Origin of the sequence: Lactimicrobium massiliense (genome assembly GCF_900343155.1) — a bacterium.
GTDB lineage: Bacteria > Bacillota_I > Bacilli_A > Erysipelotrichales > Erysipelotrichaceae > Bulleidia > Bulleidia massiliensis.
The window spans coordinates 227,102-245,438 of the sequence record NZ_OUNG01000001.1; the positions used below are offsets into that span (position 1 = coordinate 227,102).

Below are 18,337 nucleotides of genomic sequence, written 5' to 3' on the forward strand. Positions count from 1 at the left end.
ATGCATCACTCCTTTTTCAGTGTTGGTTTATAGAACTGCCTGTTATCCAGGGCAAACAGTTTGCCCGTCCAGTTTCCTGCAGCGGTAGAATCCAGTGCCTGCTTCAGTGTGTTCATACGGGCATCGAGATTGTCCATCAAAGACAATACTTCCGCTTCCTGCACCATCGGCAGTACCGGTGAACCGTATTCATAGTGACCGTGGTGGCTCAGGATCATATGGTGTAGCAGCGCAGCTTCCTCACTGCCTTCCATGCCAAGAGAGTCTGCTACTTCACTGAGAATCCCATTGGCAATGGAAATGTGGCCTTCCAGACGTCCCTGCAGTGTATATTCTGTTGTGATCGGTCCGCTCATTTCGATAGTCTTGCCAACATCATGAATCAATGCCCCGGCAATCAGAAGATCCCGATTCAGCTGGGGATAGTGTTTGCATACTTCCTCGCACATTTCGGCAATGGACAAAGAATGCTCAGACAGACCGCCCAGAAAGTTGTGATGAATTTTAGAGGCAGCCGGGTATGTAAAGTATTTGTCTGCTGTCATCCGCAGAACACCGACCACAAGTTTGCGCAGGTTTTCATTATGAATACTGTAGACAAACTTTTTGACCTCTGCCTGCCTGTCTGCAAGCGATCTGGTACTCGCGGCCACAAATGACTCCAGATCCACTGCTGACTGGTCCAGATCCTGCACATGATTGATACGCAGCTGCAGGCTGTTCTTGTAATCCAGCACTTCAAAGGAGATTTCTTCTACATGGCCGACATGGATAACAGCTGTATCCTCTGGCTTGACATCCCAGAATTTACCATCGATCATGCCGGTATTATCTGCCACTGTAATGGTAAGATACGCTGCGCCTTTATTCGTTGTTCCATTTTTAACATCTTTGATCAGCAGGGGAATTGCATAGCGCTCCTGCGGTTTAAAATCCTTGATTTTAGTCATCCTGATTCCACTCCATTCCATCCATGACGGCATAAATATCATCACCGTCATAGCCCTGGGCAGCACAGTACCGGAATACCCGGTTGCGCAGCATTGTGCCGCTGTATTTACTCTGATAGCGGCGCTTTGCTTTGGCTGCACAGTGCTTGAGATTGTCCATTTCCCGTTCTTCCTGACGGCCCAGATCCAGCGATGCAATCGCTCTTTCTGCCTGCTCACGGGTAAAGCCGCGCTGGACCAGCTTGCCAGACAGCGTATATTTCATCTTCCGGATCGAGTCATGCTTCATCGAGCCAGCCATTTTCTGTGCTGCCAGCATGCAGTCTTCCATGGATGTATCCGGTTCTTCCTCGATCACTTGGTGGACCAGGGCGGCAGGCAGTCCCTTATTCATCAAACTGCGCACAATCCGGTCTGTACCCATTAACGAAGCACGCATGCTGTGAACCGCATCACGGCAGTAGCGCTCATCATCGATATAGCCCCTGCTCTCCAGCTTCTCAACGATCTTATTAATCGTCGTAATATCACATGGCGTTTCCTGACTCAGCCAGTCATACACTTCCTTGCGGGTGCGGTCTTTGATCGCAATCCGGCGCACACAGCCCTGGTATGCCCTGACACCAGCTTCTTTTTCCTGCAGGTGTTTTACGGTCGTATTGGCAATTGTACCGCCTTTGCGCAGACCAAGGTTGGCATAGTCATCCATTGTCACCTGCAGACGCAGCTCTTCCTTGCGGCCATTGATCAGATACAGCTGCACAAAGGAATCTTTTACCTGTACATCATCGATTGTGCTGACATCATGATACATTTCAATGGCTTTTTCATAGACAGCATACACTTTTTCGCCAAAAATCCGGGCACTGTAAGGCTCCACATGTTTCAGGGAAGAAGCGGTCATCTTCGCTTTCTGTTCTTTTGACAAAGAAAGGAACACTTTCAGCTTGGTCACAAAGTCATCCGGATCTTTGAAAAACCAGCCGTCTTCCCCTTCGCTGACAAGATCCTGCAGCACTTCATCATAGCGCACCAGCAATGGCAGACCAGATGCAAGGGCTTCAATAAATGTCATGCCCTGTGTCTCACTCAGTGAAGCAGACGCAAACAGATCACAGGCGCGGTACAGTGACGGAATGTCTTTTCTGGGTACAGCACCAGCCAGGACGATATCCTTCTCCAGATCAAGATCTGCAACCATCTGTTTCATGCGGCCAAAGTCAGGGCCATCCCCTGCAATCAGCATTTTGACAGACAATCCTGCTTTGACTGTATTGGCAAATCCCTGCATGACGACATCCAGAGATTTCTCCTGGGCGATGCGGCCAACTGATACAATTACGGTATCATCAGCAGAAAAGCCATATTTTGTGCGGATTTCAGCTGTTTTGCGAGCATCATGGAGAGATGGATGAAATTCATCCAGATCCAGACCGGTAGGAATCACATCAATATCACGGCGGATATGATACCCAATCAGCATGTCCTTTGTCTTCTGGGATGGCGCAATAACGGAGATGGAAGCATCGCCATACAGACGTGATACTTTGGCAACACCTTTTTTTGCATAGGAATCTACCGTTCTGGAATGGATGAAATTGACATAATGCGTGTAGTCTTCATAGGTTGTATGGTATGTGGACACAAGCGGAATGCCTAACTGCATGGCACAGATATGGGCAAAGATGCCTACCCCGAATTCGGTCTGGTCATGGATGATATCCAGATTCAGTTTGCGTATTTCCTGCAGGGCAAGAAAATGAAAAGGTGACGTTGCCACATAGCCGTAGAGGAACTTGAGTTCTGCTCCTTTCAGCCGCAGTGTATGGCCGTCATCTTCCCAGTGAGATGCTACTTTGCCAGAGGAATTGGTTGTGATGACATAAACTTCATGGCCCATCTTTTCAAGCTGTGTGCGCAGGATGTAAGTACTGTTGGCAACACCGTTGATCTCGGGCGGATAGGTATCTGTAAACAGACCGATTCTCATCGCTCTTCCTCCTTGGATTTCTGCTCTATTTTACCATTGGTTTCAGTTTCCGCCGGTATTTCCTGCATATTATCATGAATCACGACCGGCTGCATCCTTGCCCACAGGTAAATACCAGCCCCAACCAGTGTCTGAAAGTAATAGGTAATTACACGCCAGAGAATCATGATTGCCTTTGCCTTGGTAGTGCCGAAAATCGTGGAAAACATCAGGACAAAGGTTGCCTCAGTACCGCCGGCAGAGCCCGGCATAGGCATGAAGGCGTTGACCATGGCAACAAAGGAACTCAGTGCAATCGTATCAATATACAGCTTCCAGCTGAGCTGGAAATGCAGTGCTCTGGCCGCAATAAAAGCAATGCTGTAATACATGAGCAGACGGATCAGATTGCTCAGTGCAACAAGAAAGATCATCTTCTTGTCACAGCTGATCATGTCAATCTGCTTTTCAAACCGTTCCAGCTGTTCATCCAGTTTCTGCTTTGCTTTATCGCGATTTTTGATCAGATGCATGCGTATGCCGATGTTAAACCCTGTGGTTGTCAGCCAGCGGTAAAACCGTGGAAATTTGACGGATGCCCACAGAGCAAAGATCAATGCACTGTTCACAATAAAGCCAAAGATGACAATAAGGAAGAACTGGGAATAGTGTCCATAGAAGTATGGAAACCGCAGCAGTATCAGAGCCAGGACAAACACGCTCATGGTTGTCTGGTAATTGATGAAATCCATCCAGAGCACACTGATGGCACTGGAGACATCGAGCCCCTGCTTGCGGAAGATATAGATCTGGGCAAACTGACCGCCGGATGCACTTGGCGTAATGTTATTGAACAAAGATGCTGTATAGGCATCCACGAAGCCCTGCCTGACCTTGTAGTCCTTCTTGAAAATTCTTGCTTCAAGAGACAGGCCCCAGCCATCAATCCAGCGTTCCAGGACCATCAGAACAAGCATGAAAATCAGCAGCCATTTATTGGCACCGCGGATCATGCTGAGAATTTCACGGCCGTTGTCTTTCAGAGAAAACCACAGGACAAGGACAGTCAGGCCGATGATTAATGCAAAATTGAAAACAGGACTTTTGAGAACCTTTTTCAAGTTAGTTTTCATATGTCTTATCTGCTAACCTTTCAGTGTACTGGTTTGCCAGCCGCCTGCAGAACCTTGGTATAGACCTGCTTCAGCTGAACACCAATGCGGTCAATACTGCGTTCCTTTGCCGTTTCATAGCCTGCATCTGTCAGATCAGGAACCTGATGTTCCACGATTTTGGCAATCAGATCTGCAAACTCGGCATTGTTATGTCCCATCCAGCAATTTTTACCATTCTGCAGCCACGGATCATAGGCACCGATATCACGCACAAGCATCGGACATCTGGCCGCCAGTGCCTCCAATACAACAATCCCCTCTGTCTCCTCATAAGATGGGAAGAAGAAACAATTGGCGCTCGCATAGGCCCCTTCTATGATTGCACCTTTGACATATCCCGGGAATATTACATTCTCCGGTGCATTTTCCATCGCCTCCGTAATCTCACGTGGAATAATCAGTTTATTGATATCACCAAACCAGATGAACTGATACTGTGGCAGCATTTTTGCGACTTCAATAAAATCAAGCAGCCCCTTGCGCTGAAACAGCAGTCCTACACCAATCACCGTTTTGGCATCATCAGCCAGTGAAAAATATTTCCGGAATGCCTTCACCTTCTCATAGTCATAGGCATAGCGCTCCAGCACGATACCATTAGACACAGCATAAATCGGCAGTGTGATCCCATACTTTATCAGCAGAGAACGTGAGTATGGTGTCGGTGTGATGATGGCATCTGCCTGGCTGTACCGGTTGACAAGCCATGTCTTGTAATATGGTGCAATCTGATTGCTGAAGAGAAAACTGTTTTTGAAATCTTCTTCTGTCGAATGGGCATGGTAGATGACACATTTGCCGTTTTCCCTTGCACTGCGGATGATGGCATCACTGTTAGCCATATAGGTATTGATATGCAGAATATCGTAATCCGTATCCCATGGATCCGTTGTATAAGCAATATGCTGTGATGTCAGAGCAAGCTTCTGGTGCTCGAAAGCCCGTCCCATGCCTGAGATCTTGATCATATTCTGATTCTCGAAATACAGTAAAATCTTCATGCAATCACCATGCATATTATACATCTGCCCATAACGCAAAAAAAGACGATGGAAACCCATCGTCTTTTACAAACGCTTAAGATTGATGATCAGTTCTGATCGTTAACCTTCTTGACCAGCTTCTCATAACGAACCTGAGCGTCATGCTTTGTCTTGGCAAAAGCAGCTTCAGCAGCTTCCTGGCCCCTCAGCTTCGGCAGGTTGAAGTAACGAGCCTCACTCATCAGGAAGTCATGGAACTTATCCCAGTTCGGCTCCTTGGAGTCAAGCTGCAGCGGCTTCTCAAGTCTAGGATCATAGCGGTACAGAGCGACATAGCCGCAATCTACAGCATCCTTTTCAACCTGAGGCATATGGCCAAGGCCGCCCTTGATACCCTGCTCAATGCACGGGCAGTAAGCAATGATCAGAGAAGGTCCATTATAGGATTCAGCTTCCTTGAAGGCCTTGATGCACTGTGCCTGATTAGCACCCATAGCAACGGATGCAACATAGACATGACCATATTCCATGATGATCTGGCCCAGATCCTTCTTAGCCATCTTCTTGCCGCCTGCTGCGAACTTCGCAATAGATGCAGCCTGAGAAGACTTGGAGGACTGTCCACCAGTGTTGGAGTAAACCTCAGTATCCAGAACAAGGACATTGACATTCAGATCGTTGGCCATGACATGATCAAGTCCACCGTAACCGATATCGTATGCCCAGCCATCGCCGCCGACGATCCAGACAGACTTGGAAACAAGATCTCTCTTCATCTCAAGCAGAGCCTTGACATCCTGGTTAGCAGAAGCTTCAACATTCTTCACCAGAGAATCCACAACAGCTCTCTGCTTGTCACGGTCATCACCAGCAGCCATGTAAGCGTCAAAGTCAGCCTTCAGAGCAGGTTCAACCTTATCCAGGTTGTCTTCCATGATCTTCAGGATCTTGGCAGATCTGTAGGACTGTGCAACAGCCATACCGAAGCCATACTCAGCGTTATCCTCAAACAGGGAGTTAGCCCATGCAACACCATTGCCATCGTTATCAACAACGAACGGTGTAGAAGGAGTAGCGGAGCAGTAAATCATAGAGCAGCCTGTTGCATTGGCAACCAGCATATCCTTGCCAAACAGCTGGGAAGCGAGTCTGTAGTACGGAGCCTCGCCGCAGCCAGGGCAGGAACCGGAAACCTCGAAGTAAGGCATCATCAGAGATACACCTGTTACAGTGTTCGGGTTGCCATACTGAGGCTTGTATTCTGTCTCCTTGTACAGGTAGTCAGAAACAGGCTCTTCACCCTCAGCCTCAACAATGTCAACAGCAGACAGAGCCTTGGTCGGGCAGACATTGATACATACGCCGCAGCCTACGCAGTTCATCGGAGAAACTTCGATTCTGTATACCAGGCCGTCAGCCTTAGCGTTCTTGTAAGCAGCACTCGGCTCCTTTGTATCAAACTTGAAGCCGCACTTCTCAGAGATTTCAGCAGCCTTGGCAGCCTCATCCTTTGTCAGCAGGAACGGACGGATTGTAGCATGCGGGCAGGAGAATGCACACTGGCCGCACTCGATGCACTTCTGTGCATCCCATACCGGAACCATTGCTGCAATGTTTCTCTTCTCACGGAAGGCAACATTTTCAGGGATGGAACCATCGATGACATCCGGCTTTGTGAATTCAGATACCGGCATATCATAGCCGCCCAGAGCGTTGATGACCTGAACATTTGTATCGAAATGCTCATCGCCAGTCAGCTCAAACAGCTGCTTCTTGACAGGCAGATTGCTCCACTCAGGCTTAACCTCGACTTCAACCAGTCCGGAAGCACCCTTATCAATAGCTGCACAGTTGTTGTTAACAACATCCTGGCCCTTCTTTGCATATGTCTTGCGGGCAGAATCCTTCATGAGCTCGAGAGACTTGCTGAACGGCATGATCTGCTCATTGAGCTTGAAGAATGCAGACTGCAGGATTGTGTTGGTATGACGGCCCATATGAGTCTCCATAGCCAGCTTGTTAGCATTGATGATGTAGAACTTGGCATGATGATCAGCCAGACCCTTCAGCATTCTGTTAGGCAGTCTGTCTTCAACCTCGCTGGCATCCATTGTTGTATTCAGCAGGAATGTGCCGCCATCCTTCAGATCACGGACCATATCAAACTTGAATGCATAGGATTCCAGAGAGCAGGAAATGAAGTCTGCCTTATCAATGTAGTACGGAGAATGAATCGGGCTCTTGCCAAAACGCAGATGAGATCTTGTAACACCGCCGGACTTCTTGGAGTCGTATGCGAAGTATGCCTGAGAATACAGATCTGTGTTGTTGCCAATGATCTTAACGGTAGACTTGTTAGCACCGACAGTACCATCAGAACCAAGACCATAGAACAGGCAGGATGTATAATCTGCATCAACATGGATGTCAACCGGATCCAGGGACAGATGTGTGACATCATCGACGATACCGATTGTGAACTCTTCCTTCGGATCATCCTTCTTGAGTTCCTCATAAACAGCGTTGATATCAGACGGGTTGGTATCCTTGGAGGACAGACCATAACGGCCGCCGATCAGCTTGATGTCCTTGTGATTGCGCAGAGCATACTCAACATCCAGGAACAGCGGCTCACGTGTGCCGACTTCCTTGGCTCTGTCAAGAACAGCAATCTTCTTAACTGTCTTAGGCAGAACAGCTTCCAGATACTTCTGGGAGAACGGACGATACAGATAAACCTTGATCAGGCCGACCTTCTCGCCTCTCTTGACCAGAGTATTGATTGTCTCTGTGATTGTATCTGTCACAGAACCCATGGCAACGATGACTCTCTCAGCATCCGGAGCACCAACATATGTGAACGGTGCATAGTTGCGGCCTGTATGCTCGCTGACAGCCTTGAAGTACTTGGCAGCGATATCAGCCACAGCATCATAATGCAGATTCTGAGCTTCGGCAGCCTGGAAGTAGATATCATCATTCTGAGAACCGCCTCTTGTCACTGCATTTCCATGCGGATTCAGAGCATGAGCGCGGAATGCTTCCAGCTTGTCCTTCGGCAACAGACTCTTCAGGAAGTCATAGTCCATGACTTCGATCTTGTCGATTTCATGAGAAGTACGGAAACCATCGAAGAAGTGCATCACCGGAACAGAACCATCAATCGCGATCAGGTGGGCAACGCCAGCCAGATCCATGCAGTCCTGAACGGAATGAGAGCACATCATGACGACACCTGTCTGACGGCAGGCATAAACATCCTGGTGATCACCGAAGATAGACAGAGTATGTGTAGCAAGAGATCTTGCAGCAACATGAATGACTGCCGGCAGCATTTCACCCTTCCACTTGTACAGGTTCGGGATCATCAGCAGCAGACCCTGTGAAGCAGTAAATGTTGCAGCCAGAGCACCAGCCTGCAGAGCACCATGAACAGCACCAGCGGCGCCGCCCTCAGCCTGCATTTCAACAACCTTTACCTTGTCTCCGAAAATGTTCTTCTTGCCGGCTGTAGCCCAGTCGTCAATGTGTTCCGCCATCGGAGATGATGGTGTAATCGGATAGATACCAGCTACTTCTGTAAACGCATATGCGCTGTAAGCGGTAGCAGTATTGCCATCCATAGCTTCGAAAACCTTTTTGTTTTCTGTACTCATATATCCTCCTAAACTCTAAGTCATTATACTCCATGCTTTTTTGCATTTCCACTTTCCAAAAATCTATATTTGGTAATATTTTTGCAAAAAATACGAGTTCAGGGAGAAAATGAAAGCGCTTGTCTGCTTACATGTAAATGCATTCAATTTTCATTTGCTATATCACCATTGAATAACTGCAGAAGACAGGCATTTCTCATGCTTTTCTGCCAATTCTGGTATTATTTCGCCAGTATCGGCAAAGCCTTCAAAAAAGCGGCATTTCTGCCGCTTATTTCTTGGACTTGGATTTTCCGGAAGGACCAGCCGCTGCATTCATTGCCCGCATAACCTGATTGATCTGCGCTTCGGTTGGCTTTCTTCCCATCTGCATGTACATTGCCCGGATCATCTTTTCATTGATCGGAGGATTGTCACGCAGCTGTTTCTCAAACGATCTCTTTGTGAAGTAAAAAGAAATCGCTGCACCGACGATACCGCCGGCAAGAAACCACAACAAACTTGACCAGAATACTGACATATTTGACACCACCTTACTTTTGCAATCAATATACCTGCTCATTTTACCTGCTGTACGTCTTCTTTGCAAGCTGTCTCAGCGTGCGGACAGATACAGCAGCCCGCCGTCAAACATATAGTTCAGACTCCCGTCTGCCTTGATCAATCTGGGCAGATACTGGGCCGGAATATACGTGGACAGCTGCTGCTTCAAAGCAGACAGATCACTGATCATGCCGGCGGCGATCACTACTGCCTCCGGATCCACGCAGGCAATAACATTCACCAGCATTTCAGACGCAATTTCCAGATTGCCGCTCACGGTTTTTGCCAGGCTCTCCATCTGGCTGCCGCAAAGTACAGTCTTGATGACAAACTGCATTTCACCTGCGATGCTGTGCGTCCCAGCCATCAGATGATCATGGACAATCATGCCGACGCCGGCTGATCTTCCTGCCATCGGCTGGAAATAGAAACAGAAATCATGCAGGGACGGATGGCGGTAATGATAGCCAAGAGCCATGGCATTGGCATCGTTGAGAAACAGCACTTCGCACTGATAGCGTGATGAAAACCGGCAGCTGACTTCTTCGTTGTAGATACCGGGCTGCCGGAATGTCAGACGGCCATGATCAATGATGCCGGGTGTCACAACCATGACACGGGCAATATCCGGATGTCTTGCCGTGACAAAATCCAGCATATCCTCAAGATCACGCAGACGGTACAGATCTTTGCGGGTCTGTCCGAAATCAGCCAGCCTGCCTTGCTCATACAGCCGCCAGGCAATTCTTACGGCATGAGATTCAATCAGGACGCAGACACACAGTGCATGATTCAATCCATGCCACTCGTCATTTCCCTGCAGCGCACCCGTATCGGAATGAATGGAAGGCAGTGATGCCTCAATCAGCCGGAACATGCCATTGACATCATATGCTGCAAAAACAGATACCGGAATTGCTGCCACCGGCTTGTCGCCAAAGGCTTCCTGCACCTGCTGCAGACGCCATGAAATCTGCGGTGCCAGCAGAATCACATCTGCGCCTGTCCCCTTTTGAAACAGATGGTCATAGGATACTGCTTCAAATGCATATGGCAGTTCCATCATCCTGGCAGCATCTTTCATTCTGGCTGTGAAGTATGATGTCGTGATGCCGCTGGTACAGCACAGCAGCACATGGATAACCCTTGTTTCAGACTGCTTTTTCAAAGACGCCGTCATCTCATGAAACAGGTCAATCGCATGGGACAGATCGTTGAGTTCAAAGTGAAGATAAAACGGCGTGCGTCCTGTCTTTGTGCTGACAATGCGCAGTTCACAGATCTCCGTGCCATTGATTGTATGCATGGTCACAGAGGCACTGGCTTCCTGTGTTTCAAAGAAGATATGGCGGCCTTCTTCATCACTGGCTTCACGGATCGTGTAGGACGGATCCTCCTGTTTCAGCAGATAGCTGCGGAATTGTTCCCCAATTGTTTTTTCCATACCTAAAGTATATAAAAAGCTGTCCCAAACAGGACAGCAAATTTACGATACGGGCTGAAGGGGTGATATGTTCCCTCTTATGTAGAGGTGGGTGTCCTTGGTCATCCATCAGGATCCCCGAACGCATCGGGTATTCAACACAGAACTCTCCAGTCAGAACTCCCTGATATCAAAATGTAGGAAAAATACGAATTCCTCCAGCCAACTTCATTATAGCAGTGTCTTTTTGCAAATGCAGTCTTGACACTCTGAATCTTTAGCCCTCTTTGGTTTTGTCAGAGACTTCAATGCCGAGTACTTCCAGCTGAGCCGGATCAACCTGGTTCGGTGATTCACTCATCAGATCCATGGAACTGTTGGTTGTCGGGAACGCGACAACATCACGGATATTGTCAGTGCCTGCCAGTACCATCGTCAGTCTTTCCAGACCAATGCCGACACCTCCGTGCGGCGGCGTGCCATATTTGAAGGCATCCAGGAAGAAGCCAAACTTCTTTCTTGCCTCTTCCATGCTCAATCCGATCGCTTCAAAGACCTTTTCCTGCAGATCCTGATCGTGGATACGGATCGATCCGGACAGCAGCTCATAGCCATTCAGGACAAGATCATACGCACGGCTGGAAACATGTGCCGGATCAGAGAACAGTTTGTCAACATCCTCTTCCTTCGGGGCTGTGAAAGGATGGTGAGCTGCGACCCAGCGGTGCTCTTCTTCACTGTATTCAAACATCGGGAAGTCTGTTACCCACAGGAAACGGTATACCGGTTCTGCTGGAATCAGGCCAAGCTCGTGAGCAAGACGCACACGCAGTGCACCTAATGATGTCTCAGCTGTCAGCGGCTTATCCGCGACAATCAAGACAAGGTCATCTTCCTTAAGATCAAACTTCTTGATTAAAGCCTGCTTTTCCTCGTCAGACAGCGGCTTGACGATCGATCCGCTCAGGCCATCCCTGCCCATCTTGAGATAGGCAAGTGCCTTGGCGCCAAAGCCATGGCGGACAAATTCCTGCAGCTGATCGAGATGCTTGCGGCTGTACTGATCCGCCGCATGTTCAAACTTGATGCCATCAATCTCACCGCCGTCTTTCAGCACATTGGCAAAGACGCCAAAGGATGTATTGGCAAACAGGTCATTGAGGCAGACAATTTCATTGCCAAAGCGCAGATCCGGTTTATCAGAACCAAAGCGGCGCATGCACTCCTGCCACGGGATCCGGATGAAATGATCCTCAAGATCCACATTCTTAACACCCTTGAAGATTCTCTGCATGAGTTCCTCAACCGTCTTGAAGATTGTCTCTTCATCACCGAAGGACATCTCAATATCGATCTGTGTGAATTCCGGCTGACGATCAGCTCGCAGATCCTCATCACGGAAACATCTGGCAATCTGGAAATACTTCTCCATACCGGCAATCATCAGCAGCTGCTTGAAAATCTGCGGAGACTGCGGCAGAGCCCAGAAGTTTCCCTTGTAGATTCTGGACGGCACCAGATAGTCACGGGCACCCTCTGGTGTAGAACGGGCCAGAATTGGTGTTTCCACTTCCACAAAGCCGTTTTCATCCAGATAGTTGCGGGCAATCATGCAGATCTTGTGCCTCAGCATCAGATTCTTCTGCAGAACCGGACGGCGCAGATCCAGATAGCGGTACTTCAGGCGGGTATCCTCATTGGTGCGGGTATCATCACTGATATCAATCGGCAGTGTCTCAGCACTGTTGACGATATTGACATCACTGGCAGCCACTTCCACCTCACCAGTTGCCATTTTCGGATTGGCTTCCTGGCGCATCTGTACTTTACCAGTCACCTGCAGAATGTACTCATTACGTACGTCTTTGATCTTTTCACTGATCTTTTCATCAAAGACAATCTGGGCCAGACCGCTGCGGTCACGCAGGTCAATAAACACCAGTGAGCCAAAATTGCGGCGTTTGTTGACCCAACCGATCAGGGTCACTTCACTGCCGGCATTTTCTGCCCGCAGGGTTCCACATCCACATGTTCTCTTCATTCTTACCTTTCGCTTCCTTCCATGTCACGCAGTCTGCTGCCAAGTTCTTCCCTCTTCACAGAAATCTGGTCTTTCTCACCACTGCGTTTCAGATTTACCGTACCCTGGCGTACTTCATCCTCGCCAAGGATCACAACATACTTTGCCTGGGCACGGTCAGCACTCTTGAACTGTGCCTTGAGGCTGCGTCCATACAGGCTGCCATCCGCACTGAAACCACTATGGCGCAAATCGCTCAATACCTGCAGCACCTGATCCTGCACATCGCCCAGACCAATGACATACACATCACAGCCGCGCTCTTTTCCAAAGTCATGGCCTTCTTCCTCAGCAAGAGAGATCAGCCGTTCCAGACCGATCGCAAAGCCGATGCCGCTCATCTGCGGGCCGCCATAGTACTCGACAAAGTGATCATAACGGCCGCCGCCGAAGATCGTTGCCTGGGCACCGGAATCCGGTCTTGTGGACATGACTTCAAAGACGGTATGCGTATAGTAATCCAGGCCTCTGACCAGGCGCTCATCGATCTCATATGGAATGCCAAGGCAGTCCAGTGCCTTCAATACACGCTGGAAATACGCCTTGCTTTCTTCATTAAGGTAGTCAGAAAGCCTTGGTGCATCCTTCATGAATGGTGCATCATGATCCACTTTGCAGTCCAGAATCCGCAGCGGATTCTGTTCCAGACGGCGGTGGCAGTCAGAGCACAGCTCATCCAGATGCGGTGTGAAGTATTCCTTCAGTGCCTTGCGGTATGCGGCCCGGCTTTCATCATCGCCAAGTGTGTTGATGCATACTTTGACAGAGCTGATATCCATGGCTTTAACGATGTCATAGCCAAGGGCAATCGTCTCAGCATCAATCTCCGGTGATTTCACACCAATGTTTTCAACGCCGAACTGGTGGAACTGTCTCTGTCTGTTTTTCTGGGGACGTTCATGCCGGAACATCGCGCCCATGTAATAGAACTTGGCCGGCAGTTCCATGGAGCCATACAGCTTGTGCTGGTCAAAAGCACGGATCACACCGGCTGTGCCTTCCGGACGCAGTGTGTAGGAATCACCGCCGACCGAAAAGGTATACATCTCTTTGTTGACCATGTCAGAGCTGTCATTCTCTCTGGAAAACACCGATGTGCTCTCAAAGAATGGCGTCCGGATCTCCCGGTATCTGTACAATTCTGTCTTTTCGCGGATTACACGTTCCACATCATGCCATTTGCCGATCTCATCCGGCAGAATGTCATATGTGCCGCGGGGTGTCTGATATTTCATCTCTCTCCTCCTGATACATAAAAAGCGTCCTGTTCCAAGGACGCTTGATGCGCGGTACCACCTCAGTTCAGGACAAATGCTGTCCTGCGCTCTTGCCTTAACGCGGCATACGTTCCTCCCTACTTGATTCAGAAGGAATTCTCCAGAGTGTCTTTTCTGTTTTCCTGCAGAGGCGTTTTCACCATGCCGCCCTCTCTGGTCTGCCAAACAACAGATTCTTTCTCTTTCAGCGAATTTACGGGGCCATTATAGCAGAAATCACTTCAGTGTGTATGTCTTTCCACCGAAATCACGGATTCAACTTTACGCAGATTGGCAATGACCAGATTGAGCTGATCCAGATCATGGACCTGAATCTGCAGCTTGACGGTAGAAATCAGCGTTTCCCGGTTGACCACCGCATTAATCGAGTTCATGGGCGTCTTGCAGGAAGATACAGCCGTGACAATATCTGTCAAAAGGAAGGAGCGGTCATAGGCCTGAATGAGCAGATCTGAGATATAGGTGCGCTCGGGATCTTTTGCGGCCCACTGGACATCGATCTTGCGTTCCTTCAGATTGGCAATGTTGGGACAGTCAGCCCGATGTACTTTGACACCGGCACCTTTGGTGATATAGCCGATGATCGGATCGCCATAGACCGGCTGACAGCATCCAGCCAGTGACATCTTCATCGACTCAATGCCTGGAATCAAGACACCGGTGCGGCTGGAAGTCTTCTCCCTGGAAGGTTCCCGGTTCATCATGTGGGAGATGGCTTCATCCGTCATCATCGGCCGTTTCTGGTTGGTCAGCTTCTGACAGACATCGGTCACATTGATGGAGTGAACGGCAATGCCATACATCAGGTCCGCATAGTTGGAGACATTGAAGCTCTTGACGATAGCCTCAATCTTCTTGCGGTCCATGTATTCCTTTGTATCAAAACCGCGTTTGCGCAGTTCTTCAGACAGGAGTTTCTCACCATCCGGCACCTTCTCCTGCTTGCGCTCACTCTCCTTACGGGTCAGATAGGCACGAATCTTGTTTTTCGCCTGATTGGTTTTGACAAACTTCAGCCAGTCCTCACTTGGACCAGTTCCCTTGAGCGTTTTGATCTGTACAACATCACCGGTATGCAGCGGCGTATTCAGCGGCACCATGACATCATTGACAATGGCACCAACGGCTGTATGGCCGACATCTGTGTGAATGCGGTAAGCAAAATCAATCGGCGTTGCCCCATTGGGCAGATCGATGACCCTGCCCTTTGGCGTCATGACATAAACACTGGCTTCAAAGACATCATGCTGAAGAGTTGCCATGTACTCTGAGGCATCCGCATTGCTTTCCTCTTCGGAATATGTCGCAAAGTTCTTGAACCAGGAGAGCTTTTCCTCAATCTCCTTCTGTTCCTTCTTGGCATCGTACTTGGTGCCTTCCTTATAGCGCCAGTGTGCCGCAATACCACGCTCTGCCACTTCATCCATCTCTTCCGTGCGGATCTGCACTTCAAAGATCTTGCCGTCATCGCCAATGATGGTTGTATGCAGAGACTGGTACATGTTGGTCTTCGGAACCGCAATATAATCTTTCAGACGGCCGGGAATCGGCTTGTATTTTGCATGGATGTAGCCAAGAATCTCATAGCAGTTGAGCTCGGTCTTGGTCACAATACGGATTGCCAGCAGATCTAAAATCTCGTCGAAGCGCTTGTGCTTCTTAATCATCTTGTTATAGATGGAGTACAGGTGTTTCGAACGGCCAAAAATACGGAATTCCAGGTTCTTTTCCTTCAGCATGGCCGAGATTTCTTCAATCATATGATGGACTGCCTGATCACGCTCTGCCTTCTTCACCTCAACGAGCTTTGCAATTCGGTAGTACTCTTCCCGGTTCAGATAGTAGAACGAGAGATCCTCCAGCTCATTCTTGATGGCACTGATGCCAAGACGGTGGGCAATCGGGGCATAGACATCCAGCGTTTCAGCCGCAATCCGCTTCTGGGCTGCCTCCGGCTGATACTGCAGAGTACGCATATTATGAAGGCGGTCAGCCAGCTTGATAATAATTACCCGGATGTCCTTTGCCATCGCAATAAAGATCTTGCGGTGATTGCTTGCCTGATATTCCGGATCATCCTTTCCCTTGTATTTCAGGGTGCCAACCTTGGTAACAGCTTCCACAAGGTCGGCAATTTCTTCATCAAATTCCTTTGCAAGTTCTTCCTTTGTGACACCGGTATCCTCGATCGTATCGTGCAGAAAGCCGGCAGCGATGGTCTGAGGACCAGCATGCAGTGTCGTCAGAATATAGGCAACGTTAATCAGATGGATAATATACGGCTCGCCGGATTTGCGGAACTGTCCGGCATGATGTTCCGTGGCATAGTTTGCTGCATGCGCAATCAAAGCAAGATCCTGCGGATTGGTAATGTAGGTCTTTGCATTGTTCATGACATCCTCAACACCAACATTCTGATGTTCAGCCATATCGTCCACCTCCCCTTTTTTGCAAAAAATCGAAGAGAAGCTCTTCGATTCGTATGATTATTGATCGCTGAGATCCATCAGTTTGAAGACATCGTACTGTTTCAGAGCTTCGTCCTGTTTGATGCCAGTCAGATTGATGACAAAGGCAACTCCGGCAACCACACCGCCAAGCTGCTCGATCATGCGGGCTGTGGCAACGGCTGTCCCGCCGGTAGCCAGCAGATCATCCACGATCAGAACTCTCTGTCCCTTCTTGATGGAATCCTTGTGCATGAACAGCTCATTGGATCCATATTCCAGATCATATTTGACAGAGACTGTTTCACGGGGCAGCTTGCCCGGCTTGCGTACCGGTACAAAGCCAATGCCCAGTGCATAGGCAACCGGTGCACCGAAGATGAAGCCTCTGCTCTCCGGCCCCACAACCACATCCGTATGAACAGAGCGGGCAAAGTCAGCCAGACGGTCAATTGCCTCATGGAATGCCTGACCATCCTGTACAAGCGGCGTCACATCACGGAACAGAATTCCCTTGGTCGGGAAATCACGGATTGATGCAATATAATCTTCCAGATTAAGTGCCATATTTACTTTCCTCCGAATTGAAAAAATACAGATTTATTATACACGATTAAATTCATTTTGATGCAATCTGCAGACATAGCACCTCATCTTAGAAATTCACCACAAAAAGATCAGACAAGAAAAATCCGATCTCTTAAGGAACATATTGGTATCCCGCCAATAATATTGTGCAAACAAGCAAAACAGCAAATGCTTCGAACTACTGAAACCGTCAGAATTTCAAACTTCCTTCGTAAGAATCATGAATATGATTGCAAGGAATATCGAAGCATTTACAATAACAAACAGGATAAAAACAGTCTTTGATTTTAATTTATATCCTGAATAGAGAATAACACTCATGAAAAAGTCCAGAATAAGTGCTGCTGTAAATAATATAAGCTTCATTGTTTATTATGCCATTGACACCCCAAACTTTCCTTCGCTGATCATTTTTTTAACAGTCTGGATGATTTGGGAAAAGGTAAGATGGCTGCCATATGTACTGATCCAGCGTGCTATTTGTGGATATATCGTGGGGTAATATGTCATAAAGAAAATCAAGGCTGCTGTAACCGCACCAGTAACGAATCCATCATTTTCTGTTTCTGTCATTGCACTATCCTGCTGCGGATTTTCTTTTGCCTGAATCTTTGTGGTGCTGATCGATACCAGCATCGTCAATGCAAGAAAGCAAGTAATAATTTTTTTCATCTTCATCTCCTTTTTTTCTTGTGTTTTTCATGTATATTCGAAACGTTTCCTGCTTTGGGAACGGTTTCTGATATCGAGCTTTTTCTTCAATAATCCTCTTCCTCTGGATAAACGACTTTTCACAGCGCTTTCTGACAAATGCAGAGCATTCGCAATTTCCGCGACACTGAAATCCTCATAATAATACAGAGAAATGGCAATACGATATCGGGAAGGCAGCGTCAGGACCTCTTCGGCCAGATTGCATTCCTCTTTGCTTGAAAATTCAAAATACTGCATGTAATCTTCCAGAGACACACGATTCCGGTGCCAGAATGTTTTCACCATGTCTTTTGCCTGATTCATCACGGTTCTTAACAGCCATGCTTTCAAATGTCTCTCATTTTGAAAATCCGTCTGATCTTCCAGGTACTTGATATACGTATTCTGTACTGCATCCTCAGCATCACTGATATGGTGTGTGATACCAAAAGCGGCACGGAATAGATCTTTATGGTATTTCGAAGCCAGCATTTCCAATTTTTCTCTCATTGTTTTACCCGAAGAATTCTTCAATAATAATACGATACAGGAG

The 18,337-nt window shown here is 48.2% G+C and carries 13 protein-coding genes and 1 other annotated feature; all 13 genes read right to left on the reverse strand.

Going from position 1 to position 18,337, the window contains the following annotated elements:
* Positions 1-5: 5 nt before the first annotated feature.
* The 13 genes from DHU66_RS01150 to DHU66_RS01210 all read right to left on the reverse strand — a co-directional run bounded on the left by DHU66_RS01150 (position 6) and on the right by DHU66_RS01210 (position 18,294).
* A complete protein-coding gene (locus tag DHU66_RS01150) occupies positions 6-950 on the reverse strand; it encodes a 3'-5' exoribonuclease YhaM family protein (RefSeq protein WP_108774070.1) in 945 nt (314 codons plus the stop codon).
* Positions 943-2,940, reverse strand: coding sequence for a glycosyltransferase (locus DHU66_RS01155; RefSeq protein ID WP_108774071.1), 1,998 nt, complete (start codon positions 2,938-2,940; stop codon positions 943-945). The genes DHU66_RS01150 and DHU66_RS01155 overlap by 8 nt, the downstream gene beginning before the upstream one ends.
* Positions 2,937-4,052: a lysylphosphatidylglycerol synthase transmembrane domain-containing protein gene (locus DHU66_RS01160; RefSeq protein WP_108774072.1), complete on the reverse strand. Its 1,116-nt coding sequence runs from the start codon at positions 4,050-4,052 to the stop codon at positions 2,937-2,939. The genes DHU66_RS01155 and DHU66_RS01160 overlap by 4 nt, the downstream gene beginning before the upstream one ends.
* 20 nt (positions 4,053-4,072) lie before the next feature.
* Complete coding sequence (locus tag DHU66_RS01165) at positions 4,073-5,095, reverse strand: LTA glycolipid anchor biosynthesis glycosyltransferase, IagA/BgsA family (protein WP_108774476.1); 1,023 nt, start codon at positions 5,093-5,095, stop codon at positions 4,073-4,075.
* Positions 5,096-5,184: 89 nt separating this feature from the next.
* Positions 5,185-8,733 carry a pyruvate:ferredoxin (flavodoxin) oxidoreductase gene (gene nifJ, locus DHU66_RS01170; protein ID WP_108774073.1) on the reverse strand — a complete coding sequence of 1,183 codons (3,549 nt, stop codon included), beginning with the start codon at positions 8,731-8,733 and terminating at the stop codon, positions 5,185-5,187.
* 271 nt (positions 8,734-9,004) lie between these two features.
* Entirely contained in the window at positions 9,005-9,253 is a 249-nt protein-coding gene (locus DHU66_RS01175) for a YneF family protein (RefSeq protein ID WP_108774477.1), read from the reverse strand.
* A 75-nt stretch (positions 9,254-9,328) separates the two neighbouring features.
* On the reverse strand, positions 9,329-10,720 hold the full coding sequence (locus DHU66_RS01180; protein ID WP_108774074.1) for an ROK family protein: 1,392 nt from the start codon (positions 10,718-10,720) through the stop codon (positions 9,329-9,331).
* Between the two features lie 256 nt (positions 10,721-10,976).
* The gene (aspS, locus tag DHU66_RS01185) at positions 10,977-12,740 is read right to left on the reverse strand and encodes an aspartate--tRNA ligase (RefSeq protein WP_108774075.1); all 1,764 of its coding nucleotides are present in this window, start codon (positions 12,738-12,740) and stop codon (positions 10,977-10,979) included.
* A gap of 2 nt (positions 12,741-12,742) precedes the next feature.
* A complete protein-coding gene (gene hisS, locus DHU66_RS01190) occupies positions 12,743-14,014 on the reverse strand; it encodes a histidine--tRNA ligase (RefSeq protein ID WP_108774076.1) in 1,272 nt (423 codons plus the stop codon).
* 33 nt (positions 14,015-14,047) lie between these two features.
* Positions 14,048-14,253, reverse strand: a binding site (T-box leader).
* A gap of 24 nt (positions 14,254-14,277) precedes the next feature.
* Positions 14,278-16,485, reverse strand: a complete 2,208-nt coding sequence (locus DHU66_RS01195) for a RelA/SpoT family protein (protein ID WP_108774077.1) — start codon at positions 16,483-16,485, stop codon at positions 14,278-14,280.
* A gap of 57 nt (positions 16,486-16,542) precedes the next feature.
* Complete coding sequence (locus DHU66_RS01200; RefSeq protein ID WP_108774078.1) at positions 16,543-17,070, reverse strand: adenine phosphoribosyltransferase; 528 nt, start codon at positions 17,068-17,070, stop codon at positions 16,543-16,545.
* A gap of 393 nt (positions 17,071-17,463) precedes the next feature.
* Positions 17,464-17,763, reverse strand: a complete 300-nt coding sequence (locus tag DHU66_RS01205; protein ID WP_108774079.1) for a hypothetical protein — start codon at positions 17,761-17,763, stop codon at positions 17,464-17,466.
* A gap of 27 nt (positions 17,764-17,790) precedes the next feature.
* Positions 17,791-18,294, reverse strand: coding sequence for an RNA polymerase sigma factor (locus DHU66_RS01210; RefSeq protein WP_108774080.1), 504 nt, complete (start codon positions 18,292-18,294; stop codon positions 17,791-17,793).
* Between the last annotated feature and the right edge of the window lie 43 nt (positions 18,295-18,337).

What these genes read in the sequence shown, in the direction of transcription:
- aspS (WP_108774075.1), bottom strand. Translation starts at nt 12,740, where the DNA reads ATGAAGAGAACATGTGGATGTGGAACCCTGCGGGCAGAAAATGCCGGC.
- DHU66_RS01155 (WP_108774071.1), bottom strand. Translation starts at nt 2,940, where the DNA reads ATGAGAATCGGTCTGTTTACAGATACCTATCCGCCCGAGATCAACGGT.
- DHU66_RS01195 (WP_108774077.1), bottom strand. Translation starts at nt 16,485, where the DNA reads ATGGCTGAACATCAGAATGTTGGTGTTGAGGATGTCATGAACAATGCA.
- DHU66_RS01160 (WP_108774072.1), bottom strand. Translation starts at nt 4,052, where the DNA reads ATGAAAACTAACTTGAAAAAGGTTCTCAAAAGTCCTGTTTTCAATTTT.
- DHU66_RS01205 (WP_108774079.1), bottom strand. Translation starts at nt 17,763, where the DNA reads ATGAAAAAAATTATTACTTGCTTTCTTGCATTGACGATGCTGGTATCG.
- DHU66_RS01200 (WP_108774078.1), bottom strand. Translation starts at nt 17,070, where the DNA reads ATGGCACTTAATCTGGAAGATTATATTGCATCAATCCGTGATTTCCCG.
- DHU66_RS01175 (WP_108774477.1), bottom strand. Translation starts at nt 9,253, where the DNA reads ATGTCAGTATTCTGGTCAAGTTTGTTGTGGTTTCTTGCCGGCGGTATC.
- nifJ (WP_108774073.1), bottom strand. Translation starts at nt 8,733, where the DNA reads ATGAGTACAGAAAACAAAAAGGTTTTCGAAGCTATGGATGGCAATACT.
- DHU66_RS01210 (WP_108774080.1), bottom strand. Translation starts at nt 18,294, where the DNA reads ATGAGAGAAAAATTGGAAATGCTGGCTTCGAAATACCATAAAGATCTA.
- DHU66_RS01180 (WP_108774074.1), bottom strand. Translation starts at nt 10,720, where the DNA reads ATGGAAAAAACAATTGGGGAACAATTCCGCAGCTATCTGCTGAAACAG.
- DHU66_RS01150 (WP_108774070.1), bottom strand. Translation starts at nt 950, where the DNA reads ATGACTAAAATCAAGGATTTTAAACCGCAGGAGCGCTATGCAATTCCC.
- hisS (WP_108774076.1), bottom strand. Translation starts at nt 14,014, where the DNA reads ATGAAATATCAGACACCCCGCGGCACATATGACATTCTGCCGGATGAG.
- DHU66_RS01165 (WP_108774476.1), bottom strand. Translation starts at nt 5,095, where the DNA reads ATGAAGATTTTACTGTATTTCGAGAATCAGAATATGATCAAGATCTCA.